General features: G+C 77.7%; 6 protein-coding genes. 1 reads left to right on the forward strand and 5 read right to left on the reverse strand.

What is annotated here, in order from left to right:
- Positions 1-275: 275 nt before the first annotated feature.
- Positions 276-3,566 (reverse strand): BTAD domain-containing putative transcriptional regulator, encoded by a 3,291-nt coding sequence (locus ACZ4K2_RS19525; RefSeq protein ID WP_467474919.1) that lies wholly within the window; start codon positions 3,564-3,566, stop codon positions 276-278.
- Positions 3,567-3,892: 326 nt separating this feature from the next.
- On the opposite strand from ACZ4K2_RS19525, the gene ACZ4K2_RS19530 reads away from it, so the two are divergent.
- On the forward strand, positions 3,893-5,140 hold the full coding sequence (locus ACZ4K2_RS19530) for an MFS transporter (protein WP_467474917.1): 1,248 nt from the start codon (positions 3,893-3,895) through the stop codon (positions 5,138-5,140).
- Positions 5,141-5,279: 139 nt separating this feature from the next.
- Here ACZ4K2_RS19530 and ACZ4K2_RS19535 read toward each other — a convergent pair whose 3' ends face one another.
- The 4 genes from ACZ4K2_RS19535 to ACZ4K2_RS19550 form a co-directional block, all read right to left on the reverse strand.
- Positions 5,280-7,223 (reverse strand): SWIM zinc finger family protein, encoded by a 1,944-nt coding sequence (locus ACZ4K2_RS19535; RefSeq protein ID WP_467474915.1) that lies wholly within the window; start codon positions 7,221-7,223, stop codon positions 5,280-5,282.
- 506 nt (positions 7,224-7,729) lie between these two features.
- The gene (locus ACZ4K2_RS19540) at positions 7,730-10,585 is read right to left on the reverse strand and encodes a DEAD/DEAH box helicase (protein ID WP_467474913.1); all 2,856 of its coding nucleotides are present in this window, start codon (positions 10,583-10,585) and stop codon (positions 7,730-7,732) included.
- A gap of 101 nt (positions 10,586-10,686) precedes the next feature.
- Positions 10,687-11,268: a sugar kinase gene (locus ACZ4K2_RS19545; RefSeq protein ID WP_467474911.1), complete on the reverse strand. Its 582-nt coding sequence runs from the start codon at positions 11,266-11,268 to the stop codon at positions 10,687-10,689.
- Positions 11,265-12,410 (reverse strand): ROK family glucokinase, encoded by a 1,146-nt coding sequence (locus tag ACZ4K2_RS19550; RefSeq protein ID WP_467474909.1) that lies wholly within the window; start codon positions 12,408-12,410, stop codon positions 11,265-11,267. Before ACZ4K2_RS19550 ends, ACZ4K2_RS19545 begins: the two co-directional genes overlap by 4 nt.
- Positions 12,411-12,482: the final 72 nt, after the last annotated feature.

Genomic DNA, 12,482 nt, shown 5'->3' on the forward strand with positions numbered 1-12,482 from the left:
ACCCGCATCCGGTGACCGATCACCGTCGCCGGTCGCCGAGCACGAGCCGCTGCCAGGCCACCGCCGACACAGGTCCTACGACGCGGGCCGCCGCCGACCTGAGCCGCCCGTCCCCGCAGCGACGAGGAAAGTGCGGGCGTCCACGGCCACCGGACACCCGCCACCCGCATCCGGTGACCGATCGCCGTCGCCGGTCGCCGAGCACGAGCCGCTGCCGGGCCGCCGCCGACACGGGCCCCTGTCGGTGCGGGCCGTCCCCGATCTGAGCCGTCCGTTCACGCCGCGTCGTCCGCCGGGGCGGTGAGGGCGGCGCGGGCGTGGTGCTCCGCTTCGGCGGGGGTCAGGGCCGTCCCGCGCCCGAAGGACTCGTCGAACGCGCGCCCGCCCAGCACCGAGCGCGCCGCCGCGGTGACGCGGTCGACGTCGCCGCGCTCGGCGGGCGGCAGGGGCGCGCCCACGCTGTCGCGCGCGCTGTGGGCCGCGCCGAGCAGCAGGGCCGCGCAGATCGCGCCGGAGCGGTGTCCGCACAGGGTGGCCGCGCCGGCGAGCCCCTCCAGGGAGAGCGCGAGGGCGCGCGGTTCGCCGAGGGAGCGGGCGATCCTGAGGCCGCGCAGGTGGTGGGCGGCGGACCGGGCCGCCTCGCCGCGGAGTTCGGCGACGAAGCCGAGTTCGGCGTGGAGCAGGTGGTCACCGGCCGGGGAGGAGACACCGGCGTGGTCGGCGCGGATGCGCAGCAGGTGCGCCTCGGCCGCGTCGACGTCAGCGGCGCGCCGCGCGCCGAGGGCCAGCCCCATGTCGGCGTGGATCTCGCCGTACTTGTAGCCCTGTTCGACGGCCAGGCGGCGGGCCCGCTCGTGCAGGTCGCGGGCCCGGTCGAAGTCGCGGTCGAGCAGGGCGAGGCGGCCGAGGCCGGACAGCCGGGCCGAGACCTCGGCCCGGAGTCCCAACTCCTCGGCGAGTTGGAGCCCTTCGTGCTGGAGCCGGGCCGCCTGCGCGTACTCCCCCCTGATCTCGGCGAGCGCGGCCAGCGGTGAGACGGTCTGGAGTCCGCCCCAGCGGTCGCCCAGTTCACGGAAGAGGGCGCGGCTGCGCTCGCCGTCGCGGGCCACGACGGCCAGGTCGCCGCGGACCAGGGCGAGCGCGGCCCGCACGGCGAGCGCGGCGGCGATGCCCCATCGGTCGTCCGCGGCCTCGAAACGGTCGAGGGCGCGGGCGTTCCAGGTGTGGCTGCCGGCCAGGTCGCCGACGCCGAACCTGCCGTAGGCGTTCAGCCACAGGGCCCGGGCCCTGCGCCCGGGGTCGGACACGGCGTCGGCGCCGGGGGTTGCCACACGTTCCCCGGTCAGCAGCGTGAACGCGTCGTGCAGCAGGGCGAGTTCGGGGTCGGGTTCGCTCCGGGTGGCCGCGAGGACGGCGGCCAGGCCGCGGCGGGCCTCGGTGAGGCGGCCGCGCAGCAGCCACCACCAGGACAGGGCGGTGGCGAGCCGTACGGCCTCCTCGCCGCGGCCCGCGGCGGCCCGTCGTACCGCCTCGTCGAGAGCGGCGCGCAGGTTGCCGGCCTCCAGGTCCAGCCGGGCGAGCCAGTCGCGCTGGAGCGGACCGCGCAGCCGTGGCCCGGCGTGTTCGGCGAGCGCGCGGTGGTGGCGCAGGTGCCGCTCGCGCGCGGCGGGCTCCTCGCCCGTCGCGCGCAGCCGCTCCAGCGCGTAGGCCGCGACCGATTCCAGGAGGCGGTACCGGGGCCCCGCCGGGCCGTCCGTGACGACGACGAGGGACTTCCCGACCAGCCGGGTGACGACGTCGAGCACCGCGTCGCGGGGCACGCCGTCGCCCGCGCACACCGCCTCCGCCGCGTCGAGACCGCAGCCGTCGGCGTGCACGGCGAGGCGGCCGAGGACGAGGCGTTCGGGCTCGTCGAGCAGTTCCCAGCTCCAGTCGATCATCGCGCGCAGCGTCCGCTGACGGGCGGGCGCCCCTCGGGGACCCGAGGTGAGCACCCGGAACCGGTCCCCGAGCCGCGCCGCCAACTCCCGTACTCCCAGGGCGCGTACCCGGGTCGCCGCCAGTTCCAGGGCGAGCGGGATGCCGTCGAGGCGGCGGCAGATCTCGGCCACGGCGGCGTGGTCGGCCCCCTCCCCCGCGCCGGGGCCGGCGGAGGTGTCCGGGCCGAGCCGGAAGCCGGGCGCACCGGCTTCGGCCCGCTCGGTGAACAGGCGGACGGCGTCGGGCATGCCGAGCGGTTCGACCAGGAACACGGTCTCGCCGGCCAGCGCGAGCGGTTCCTGGCCGGTGGTGAGGACCCGCAGCCGGGGCGCGCCGCGCAGCAGGCGTGCAACCAGTTCGGCGGCGGCCTCGACGACGTGTTCGCAGTTGTCCAGCACGAGCAGGGCGCTGCGGTCGCGCAGGGCGGTGGCCAGCCGGTGCACGGCGGACGCGGCCACGGCGGGGACGGCCGGCGGGACGGAGAGGGCGTCGTCGCGGATGCCGAGCGTCGCGGCGACGATCCCGGCGAGGTCGTCGGCGGTGGCGTCGCGGACCCCCGCCCACTCGACGAACCAGACCTCCTCGGGGCCGCCCGCGGCCGCCGTGCCGGAGGCGGTCTCCCACGCGGCGGCGACGGCCAGGCGGGTCTTGCCGACACCGCCGGGGCCGGTGAGGGTGACCAGCCGTTCCCGGGCGAGGAGCCGGCGGAGCCGGCCGAGGGCCCGCTCGCGGCCGACGAGGGCGGTGAGGGGCACGGGCAGGCTCGCGGACGCCGCGGGCGCGGGAAGGGGCCGCGGCGACGGGGACTGCGGCGCCGCGGCGGAGGCGGGCGCACAGGGGACGCAGGGGGCGTTCAGGGAGGGGTCCTGACGGAGCATCGCCTCGTGCAGTGCGCTCAGTTCGGGGCCGGGACAGGCGCCCAGCTCGTCGGCGAGGCGGCGGCGCAGGTCCTCGTACGACGCCAGGGCCTCGCCCTGGTGACCCGCGCGGTACAGCGCCCGCAGCTGCACGGCGCGCAGCCGTTCGCGCAGCGGGTGCCCGGCCACGAGGGCGGCCAGCTCTCCGACCAGCGGCAGGTGCTCCCCCGCGGACAGCCGGGCCTCGGCCCGCTCCTCCAGCGCGGAGAGCCGTTCCTCCGTCAGGCGCCGCACGGCCGCCCGTGCGAACTCCTCGTCGGCGAAGTCCGCGTAGGCCGGGCCCCGCCACAGTCCGAGGGCCTCGGTGAGCAGCGCCGCCCGCGCCCCCGGGTCCGGGACGGCGCGGGCCTCGGCGACCAGGCCTGCGAACCGTACGGCGTCCACCTCGTCGGCGGCGTCGAGCCGCAGCCGGTACCCCGGCGGCTGCCGCAGCAGCCGGCCGTGCCCGACCACCCGGCGCAGCAGCGAGACCTTGGCCTGAAGGGCGCCCGCCGGACGGCGGGGCGGGCCGTCGCCCCACAGGTCGTGGACGAGCCGGTCCGCGGAGACGGGGGCGCCCTCGTGGGCGAGCAGGACCGCCAGCAGCGCCCGCACCTTGGTCTCGGGGACCCGCACCGGCTCCCCTCCGTCGTCCCATACCGCGAGTGGTCCGAGCACCCCAAACCGCATGGGCTCAACCTACCCCGGGCCGGTGCGGCGCCCGGCCGTCCGGCACCGGCCCGAGGCGTCCCCGAGGCGTCCCCGAGGTTTTCCGAAGCGTTCCGGAAGCGGCCGGGCGCACAGTCGTGGCACCGGACGGTCCCGGCGGACGGCGACAGGGCCGTCCGGCGCGGCCGTGTGCGCCGCCCGGGCACGGCCGCCTGTCCCGCCAGGCACAGCCGCGCGCCCGCCGGGCCCCGCCGTCGGCCCCGGCGGCATCGCCGACCCCGACGGCACCGCCGAGGGAGCCGACACCCAGAGAGTCCGCACCCCCCGAGAGATACGGAGTCCACCTCATGAGCGCCTCGACCGACACGGCCGCCGTCCCCGGCGGGGAGTCCGGCACCGCGCCGCCCGCGGGACGGGACGGCGCGGGAGGGCGGCAGGGGCTCCCGCTGGCGGCTCTCCTCGCGCTCGCCACCGCGGTGTTCATCACGAGCCTCACCGAGACGCTCCCGGCGGGGCTGCTGCCCGGGATGAGCCACGACCTGGGGGTGGGCGAGTCGGCGACCGGGCAGACCGTCACGGTCTACGCCGTCGGCACCGCGCTCACCGCGCTGCCGCTGACGGCGGCCACCGCGGGCTGGCGGCGCAAGCGGCTGCTGCTGACCGCCGTGGCCGGGTTCGCCGTGGCCAACACGGTCACCGCCGTGTCCTCCTCGTACGGCCTGACGATGGCGGCCCGCTTCCTCGCCGGCGTCGCCGCCGGGGTGGCGTGGGCACTGCTCGCCGGATACGCCCGGCGCATGGTGCCGGTCCCCCTCCAGGGCCGGGCCATCGCCGTCGCCATGGCGGGCATCCCGGTGGCGCTCTCCCTCGGCGTGCCCGCCGGGACCTTCCTGGGCCGGGCGTTCGGCTGGCGGGTGGCGTTCCTCGCGATGACGGCGCTCACGGTGGTGCTGCTGGTGTGGATCGTGGCCGCCGTGCCCGACCACCCGGGGCGGCCCCGCGGCGAACGGCCCCGCATGCTGCGGGCGTCGAGGGTCCCGGGGGTGCGCCCGGTGCTCTTCGTGACCCTCGTCTTCGTCCTGGCCCACACGGTCCTGTACGCCTACATCGCCGCGTTCCTGGACGACCTGGAAATGGGCGACCGCACCGGCCTGGTGCTGCTCGTCTTCGGTGTCACCTCGCTGCTGAGCATCTGGATCGTGGGCGCCCGCATCCACCGGCGGCTGCGCGCGCTGACCGTCGCCGCCACACTGCTGGTCGCTGCCGCCGCCGCCCTGCTGGCCCTGGCCGGCGACGGCGGGGCCCCGGTGTACGCCGCCGCCGCGCTGTGGGGGCTGGGCTGGGGCGGGCTGCCCACGCTGCTCCAGACCGCTGTCGGCGACGCGGGCGGCGAACACGCCGACGCCGCGCAGGCCATGCTCGTCACGCTCTGGAACGTGGCCATGGCCGGCGGCGGCGTCCTGGGCGGCGTCCTGCTTGACGCGGCCGGCAGCGACTCCTTCCCCCCGACCGTGCTGCTGCTCCTGCTGCCGGTCCTCGTCGTCGTCCTCGCCGCCCGCGCCCACGGCTTCCCGTCCCGGCGCACGGAGGGGTGACCGGCCTTCCGCCAGGCGTGGCGGGCGGGCACCAGCCCGGGCCGCCGCCCGCGGCCCGCCCGCCCGCCCGTCGGTGACCGGTTCCCGGCCGCCGGGGTCAGAGGTCCGCGGCCGGGGCCCCGGCCGCCGTGGTCAGGGGTCAGAACTCGTCCGGTACGCCGAGACCGGTGAGCGCTCCCACGGGATCGAGGTCCGGGGTGCCGCGGGGCCACCAGTCGTCCTGGCCGGGCTCCGACTCGTAGGCGTACCACAGGCCCTGCTGGCCCAGCCGGAGCTGGACGTGGCCGCCGGGGTGGGTGAGGCGGTTGCGCCAGGGACGGAACGCGGGCAGGTCGGCGGCGAGCAGCAGCGGGCGGGCGCGGTCGAAGCGGCCGGCCGGCGGGTCCCACGGCTCCTCCAGTACGGCCAGCCCCGCCGCTGCGCCCTGCCGCCAGGCCGCCACGGCACGCGCGAGGTCGGCCGGGGTACGGCCGGCCGCGTCGGCGAGGGTGGCGTACAGCGTGCGGGTCGCCGCCGTCAGCCCGGAACCCGGACGGGCCGCGGCCAGCCGGACCGCGTCCTGCCACAGGGTCAGCGTGCCGACCGGATCGCGTCCGGTGCCGAGCAGGGCGTGGGCGCGGGCGGCGGCGTCGGTCGCCAACTGGTCCAGCGCGAAGGGGTCCGGGCCGCCGGGCGCCGACGGGTACACCGGCGGCTGCCCGGGGTGCGACGGGACCGGCAACGGCGGTGGCGGCGGCGGGAGTCGGCGGGGTGCCAGGACGTCGGCCGCCCGCACCCCGGGCAGGGCGTCCGGCTGCCGCTCCCGCGCGGCGCGGGCCGCGTGGGCGGCGCTGCGCCGGGACAGGGCGTCGAGCAGTTCCCGCTCGCCCCGGCCGCGCAGCAGAAGCAGTACGAAAGGATCGGCGTCCAGCAGACGGGCCGTCTGGTAGCAGAGGGCGGCCGCGTGCTTGCAGGGGTGGCCGGAGTCGGGGCAACTGCACCGCGGGCCGAGGTCACCGGGGCCGGGCAGCAGGCGGACGCCGCAGTCGGCGAAGGAGTGGGGCAGCTCCCCGTCGAGCAGCGCCGCGATGTGGCCCGGACGGTCGGCCGCGGTGTCCAGGAACCGCTCCCAGTCCGCGTCCTCCAGTGTCCGCACCCGTACCTGCACCCGGTACGGCCGGGGCCGGCTGCCCCGCACGTACGCCAGCACGAGCCCCGGGGTGACGGTGATGGCGTCCACGTGCCCCTGGTCGGCGTAACCGCGGCCCCGCGCCAGCCGCTTGGGGTCGAGCGCGCCCTGCTCCAGCGCCCGGACCCAGGCGTCGCCCCACCAGGTCCCGGCGAACGCCCCGTCCCCGGCGCCGGCCCCGCAGGCCGCGAACGCCGGGAAGGTGCGCCGCAGATCGCCGTCGCGGTGCGGGCTGGCCATGGTCGGGGGCAGGGCCGGCGGCACGCGGGGCCCACCGGCCCCGGCCCGCGCGACGGCAGACGCGGAGGGGGCGGCCGGCGTAGGAGCGGGAGGGAGTGCGGAGGACACCTGGGACGGCTCGGCGGGCGAGGGCCCGGGCACGTCATGGGACGGCTCGGCGGGCGAGGGCCCGGGCACGTCATGGGACGGCTCGGCGGGCGGGGGTGTGGCGGAGGCGGGTTCCTCCGGCCGCTCCGGCTCGTCGGGAGTGTCCGGCCACGTGGGCATGCGGAAGGCGGTCGTCAGGTAGCGCCGCATGTCCTGCGCCGCCCTGACCCTGGCGGCCCCGGCCTCCTGGCCCGGGACGGACGCGCCGCGCGGCGTGGCGGCGCCGGGGCGCGTGGCCGCCCGCCGCTCGCGCCGCGGCCCGGCCGTCTCCGTGCCCGGCGCATCCCGGCGGGCCGCGCGCAGCGCCTCCCGGGCGACATCGCCGGGCCGCCGCTCCCCGGCAGCACCGGCGCCGGCGCTCGCCGAGCGGACCCCACCGGCTCCGCCGTCCTCACCGGCCCGCCCGGCCTCCGGAACGGCACCGGCACCAGGAGCCGCGCCCGCCGCGGGAGGCGCCGGGTCCGGGGCGGCCTGCGCCGAGGGGCCGGCCTCCGGCGCCGGACCCGTGTCCGGGGCGTCGTCCGGCACGTGGTCTGCGACCTCGTCCGGCACCCGGCCGGCGGAACCGCTCCGGGCACCCCTCAGGGCGGCCCGGGCCAGGTCCCCGGGCCGCGGCTCCGCGCCGCCGGTAGCGCCGTAGGCATCGCCCGGCCCATTGCCGGCAGTGTCGCCTGACTCACCGTCGGCCGGACTACCGGTCGTGCGGTCGGCGGGGCCGCCCGGCGCGCCGGACGCACCACCCGGCGTGTCGTCGCCCGCACCGCCTGGCTCACCACCAGCCGCGCCACCGGCCGTACCCTCCGCTGCGCCGCCGGCCACACCGCCTGCCGTGAAACCCCCCGGGGCGTCGGCCGAGCCGTGAAGCGCGTCCGGTCCCGGGTCGGCGGTGGGGCCGGGGGCGCGCGGGGCCTCGGCCGGGTCGGGGCGGGTCACGTCCGCCGTGTCCTGCCCCCGCTCGGCCTCGGCTCGCCGCCGCGCCGCCCGCAGGGCCCGGCGGGCGGCGTCACCGGGGCGCGGTCCGGCGCCGGTGCCCGTCACGGCGTCCTCCGCAGGGAGACGAGGTCGGACAGCTCGCGGTCGGTCAGTTCGGTGAGCGCCGCCTCGCCGGAGCCGAGGATCGCGTCGGCCAGGGCGCGCTTCGCCGCGAGCATCTCGGCGATGCGGTCCTCGACCGTGCCCTCGGTGACCAGCCGGTGGACCTGGACGGGCTGGGTCTGGCCGATGCGGTAGGCGCGGTCCGTCGCCTGCTCCTCGACCGCCGGGTTCCACCAGCGGTCGAAGTGGACGACGTGGCCCGCGCGCGTGAGGTTCAGGCCCGTGCCCGCGGCCTTCAGCGAGAGGACGAGCACCGGCGTCTCACCGCTCTGGAAGCGGTCGACCATGCGCTCGCGCTCCGGTACCGGGGTGCCGCCGTGCAGCAGGTCGACCGGGACCGCCCGGGCCGACAGGTGGGCGGTGAGGATGCGGGCCATGCCGACGTACTGGGTGAAGACGAGCACGGAGCCGTCCTCGGCGAGCACGGTGTCCAGCAGCTCGTCCAGCAGGGCGAGCTTGCCGGAGCGGGCGGCCGCCCGGTCGGTGTGCGCGGCCTCCTTCAGGTACAGCGCCGGGTGGTCGCAGATCTGCTTGAGGGCGCCGAGCAGCTTCAGCACCAGGCCGCGGCGCGCCATGCCCTCGGCGGTCTCGATCGCGAGCATCGACTCGCGCACCACGGCCTCGTACAGCGCGGCCTGTTCCCGGGTGAGCGGTACCGGATGGTCCGTCTCGGTCTTGGGCGGCAGTTCCGGCACGATGCCCGGGTCGGACTTCCGGCGGCGCAGCAGGAACGGCCGGACCAGCCGGGAGAGGCGGTCCACGGCCTCCGCGTCCTCGCCGTTCTCCACCGCGCGGGCGTGCCGGGCCCGGAAGGACTTCAGCGGGCCGAGGAGGCCGGGGGTGGTCCAGTCGAGCAGGGCCCACAGTTCGGAGAGGTTGTTCTCCACCGGGGTGCCGGTGAGCGCCACCCGCGCGGGCGCCGGGATCGTGCGCAGTGCCTTGGCGGTGGCGGAGTAGGGGTTCTTCACGTGCTGCGCCTCGTCGGCGACGATCATTCCCCAGGGCCGCTCTGCGAGGTGGTCCGCGGCGGAGCGCATGGTGCCGTAGGTGGTGAGGACGAAGCCCCCGTCGACGCCGTCCAGCGTGCGGTCCTGGCCGTGGAAGCGGCGGACGGGGACCCCGGGCGCGAACCGGGTGATCTCCCGCTGCCAGTTGCCGAGGAGGGAGGCCGGGCAGACGACGAGGGTCGGCTCGGTGCGGGCCCGCTTCAGGTGCAGGGCGATGAGGGTGACCGTCTTGCCGAGGCCCATGTCGTCGGCGAGGCAGCCGCCGAGGCCGAGCGAGGTCATCAGGTCGAGCCAGGCCAGCCCGCGCAGTTGGTAGTCGCGCAGGGTGGCGTGCAGGCCGGGCGGCGGGGCCGCGGGGTGGAGGCCGGCGGTGAGCCGGTCGCGGAGCGCGGCCAGCGCGCCGACGGGGACCACCTCGACGCTCTCGCCGTCGACCTCGGCCTCGCCGGTCAGGGCCACGGACAGCGCGTCCACCGGGTCGAGCAGTCCGAGTTCCCGTCTGCGGGCCTTGCGGACCAGCGCGGGGTCGACCAGCACCCAGCGGTCCCGCAGCCGGACGACCGGACGGTGGGCCTCGGCGAGGGAGTCCATCTCGGCCTCGCTCAGCGGATCGCCGCCGAGCGCGAGCTGCCAGCGGAACCGGAGGAGGTCCTCGCTCTCGAAGAAGCCGGTGCCGTCGGTCGCCGAGCCGGGCGCCGGGCGGACCACGGCGGCGGCGGTCAGGTCGCGGGCGAGGTCGCGGGGCCAGTGCACGGCGACCCCGGCGGCGGCGAGCCGGCTCGCCGCCACGCCGAGGAGTTCCCCCAGCTCCTCCTCGGACAGGGCGAGCACGTCGGGGACGTCCTGTTCGGCGAGGCGGTCCAGGGGCGGCCACACCCGGGCGGCGCGCCGGACGGCCAGGGCCGCGTCCACGCGTGCGCGGGGACCGAACGCCGGGGCCGCCTCCCCCGCCCACAGGCCGGCCGCGTCGGCCACCAGGGTGGGGTCGGCGAGGCTGTGCACCTGTACGACGGCGGCGCCGGCGGCACGGGCGCCGCCGCTCGCGCCCGCGTCGAAGACGTCGGACGCGGACAGGTCGAGGCGGAGCGAGATCCGGACGCCGGCGTCCATTCCGGCGGCGACCTCGGCCGCCCACTCCCGGGCCGCGGGCAGGCTCTGCGGTTCCCGGGCGGCGAAGGGCCGGCCCGAGGCGTGGGGGGCGGCGGGGGTGCGGGGCAGGGTGTCGGCGACCGCGTCCAGGAAGGAGCGGACGAGGGCCTCCGGCTCGGGCACCCGGAGCGCGCCGGGACCCGGGAGGGGCACGGCATGTCCCTCGGGGGGCAGGGCGGCGGCGACGGCGCGCAGGTGGGCGATGTCACCGGGCTCCAGCGGGCCGGCGCGCCAGGCGTCGTGGCCGCCCGGGGTGAGGCCGGGGAGCAGCCGGCCGCGGGCGACGAGGTGCAGGGCGTGCAGGGCGGCGGCGCTCCAGCAGGTGGTGGCCGGGTGGGCGGCCGGGTCGTGCCGGGCGCCGACGAGCAGCGGCAGGGCCCCGGCGAGCGGCACGGTCAGCGCGGGCACCCGGTGGCGGCGCGCACCGGCGCCGTGCCGGCGTACGACGGTGAGTTCCTCCGCGGTGGTCCCGGGGGACGCGGGCAGCGGGTCGCCCGCGGGGTCCCAGAAGGCGAGGCGGCCCTCGCGCGGCAGGGGCGCGGGCAGGTAGACGCACGCGAGGCGCACCGGGACCGGGTGCCCGGTCCCGGTCTCCGGGGATCCCGCCGTGCGCTCGGCCACCGCAGCCGTGCCGCCCATACGTCCTGCCGCCTCCCGTCCCGCCCGTGTGCCGTGTCAGACCTCTCCGACTCTACGGGCGGGGTCTGACAACCGGGCCCGCGTCCCGGCCCGGGCCCCGGTCAGGGGATCGTGCGGGAGACGGCGAACACGTCCGGGTGCTCCGGGTCGGACAGGTTGACGACGACGTCCTGGGTGGGTGCCGGGTTCTTCGCCTCGTGGGTCAGTCCGTACCACGGGCCGGACCCGCCGAAGGTCCAGCCGCTGACCTTGCGGTCCCGGTCGCCGACCGCGATGTAGTCCTTCCTGAGCTGCTCCCTGCGCACGCCCATGCCCTGGAGGAAGCTGTCCAGGCCCGCGGGGTTGGTGCGGAACCGGACGTAGAGGCGGCTGGTCCGCCAGTTGTTCGTCTCGTAGTAGGCGATGCCGTCGGCCGGGTGCGGGACGGTCACCTGGTAGAGGCGGCGCTGCACCTTGGACGGCCAGCCCTCGGTGAGGCCGGTCGCGGAGTACTTGGCCTCCTTGTCCTTGCCGCTGTCCCGGCTCTGGTTCGCGGAGATCACCAGGTAGCCGGCCGGGACGCCGATGAGCAGGACGATGATCAGCAGGGTCAGCGCCCGGCGCCTGCTGCGGTGCCGCGGGTCCTCGGCGGGCCGGTCCGTGCCGTCCGGGGAGCCGGTCTGGTGGGGCAGCGACGTCGTCATGCGCTGTCCTGGTCGCGGCGGGCCTGGGCGTACCGCTCGTAGCGCTCGTGGCGCTCCACCCGGCGGCGCTTGGCGCGGCGGAACCGGCGGGCGACCAGGCGGGCCAGGTCGGCGGCGCCCACCATGCCCGCCTCGGGGCCGAGCTGGGCGCGGGTGATGCGCGCCTCGGGGCGGTAGCCGCGGCCGGTGAGGTGGCGCTTGAAGGCGTCCCGGGCGGGGCCGATGAGCAGGTCGTCGGCGGCGCTGACGCCTCCGCCGATCACGAAGCAGGACGGGTCGAGGGCCGCGGCGAGGTTGGCGATGCCGACGCCGAGCCACTGGCCGATGTCCTGGAGCAGCTCCACGCACATCGCGTCGCCCTCGCGGGCCAGCTCGGTGATCATGGGGCCGGTGATGTCGTTGACGTTGCCCTTGACGTGCTCGATGATCCCGTAGGCCACCGGGGAGTCCGCCGCGGCCAGCTCCCTGGCCTCGCGGACGAGCGCGTTCCCGGAGCTGTACTGCTCCCAGCAGCCGCGGTTGCCGCACGGGCAGCGGTGGCCGCCGGGTACGACCTGCATGTGGCCGAACTCACCGGCGACGCCGAACTTGCCGCGCTTGACCTGGCCGTCCTCCAGGATGGCGCCGCCGATGCCGGTGCCGAGGGTGATCATGACCAGGTGGTCCTCGCCGCGGCCGGCGCCGAAGCGCCACTCGGCCCAGGCGGCGGTGTTGGCGTCGTTGTCGACCAGGACCGGCACGGAGAGCCGGCTGGCGAGGCGGTCGCGCAGCGGTTCGTTGCGCCAGGACAGGTGGGGGGCGAACAGGACGCGGTTGCGGTCGGCGTCGACCCAGCCGGCCGCGCCGATGCCGACGGCGTGCACGTCGTGCCGGTCGGACAGGTCCAGGACCAGCTCGGCGATGGTGTCCTCGACGACCTCGGGGCTCTTGGACTTGTCCGGGGTCTCGGTGCGGAGCTTCTCCAGGATGTTGCCGTCGGCGTCCACGACGCCCGCCATGACCTTGGTGCCGCCGATGTCGATGCCGACGGTGGGGACGCGGGGGGCGGTCAGGTGGGACCGGCGCTCCCGGGTACCGACCGTGCGCAGGACGGGGGCTCGACGCGAGCCGATGGGGGCCGTGAGGTCGCGGTAGGTGCTCATCGGGCTCGATTGTGCCGCACGGCCGGGCCGAGTGCGGCCGTGGACGGGAGGCCGGGGCGCGCGGCCACCGCC

The sequence above is a fragment of the Streptomyces sp. NPDC025833 genome (assembly GCF_055558055.1).